This is a genomic window from Streptomyces sp. Edi4, from assembly GCF_040253615.1.
Lineage (GTDB): Bacteria > Actinomycetota > Actinomycetes > Streptomycetales > Streptomycetaceae > Streptomyces.
Genome location: NZ_JBEJGY010000007.1, coordinates 1 through 1027 on the forward strand (window position 1 = coordinate 1; position 1027 = coordinate 1027).

1 protein-coding gene is annotated in these 1027 nt (G+C 69.3%); it reads right to left on the reverse strand.

The window, feature by feature from the left end; translation table 11 throughout:
* The coding region (locus tag ABR738_RS37660) for a relaxase domain-containing protein (protein ID WP_350235031.1) at positions 1–936 on the reverse strand (936 nt) is incomplete at its 3' end.
* Positions 937–1027: the final 91 nt, after the last annotated feature.

Sequence of the window (1027 nt, forward strand, 5' to 3'; positions counted from 1 at the left end):
CGCGATCGAGCGCCATTGCCCGTCCTCGCACAGCGCCATGTTGGCGAGGGAGACGTGTACGTGCAGATGCGGGTCGCCGGGCTCCCCCGCCTTCACCGGACGGGAGCTCTGGTGCTCAACCGACCACGCCATCAGGCCCCCGGTGGCGATGCGCACCGGCTCTGCGTCCTGGCTGCCGACCGCGTATCCGGCCCAGCGTTCCACCTGCCGGAAGGTGTCTTCCTTGGCCTGGTGGATCAGGTCGCGGTACTCGCGCTCGCTGAGCAGGGGGAGCAGCCCTTGCAGCACGCTGTCGGACTTCGGCAGGTCGAGGACGACGTCCCAGCCGCGCTGTCGGCTGTCGACGCGCAGGTCCTTGTGTTCCCACGCAGTCGCCAGTTCCTCGGCGCCGTAGATGTCGTCGAGGGCAAGGCCGGCGGCGCGCACCAGCTTGTGGAGCGTGACGACCTGGAGCCGTTCGCGCTCACCTCCCTTGGAGACCTTCCGCTGCTGCGCCTCGAACACCCGGAGCTGCTTCGGCTTGCCGTCGAACAGCTCGGCAGGCTCGACGCCCTTGTCCGCGGCGGCCTTCACGATCGCCTCGACGGCGCGGGCGGTAGTGAGTTGCGCCTTCTCGTGCGCGCGCATGGAGGTGTGGCCCTTGATGAGCCGGGCGCCGGTGCGCGGGTCGCAGCCGCTCATGATGAGGCGGGCCGCGGCCTTGCCGTCCTCGTCGAGCACGGCACCCTCCGTGAGTCCGAGGGTCGCCAGTCCGCTGCCCATCCAGACGAGTTCGGCCCCGCCTTCGGATCGCAGACGGTAACTGAGCGCCGGGTCAGCGGCGTCGTCGAGTACGACGGTGTCCGTGCCGTCCGTGGCGACGACGGAGCATCCGGCCTGCTTCTTGAGGCGGTACTCGACCTGCTCGTCGGCCACGATCTTCGTCACCCAGGCCATGGCCAAACTCCCCCGTGCGGACGTGCCGCGCACGTCTTTTGCTTTGTGGCTTTTGCCCGGCTATGCCGGGGTTCCCCGATAGGGGAACCCC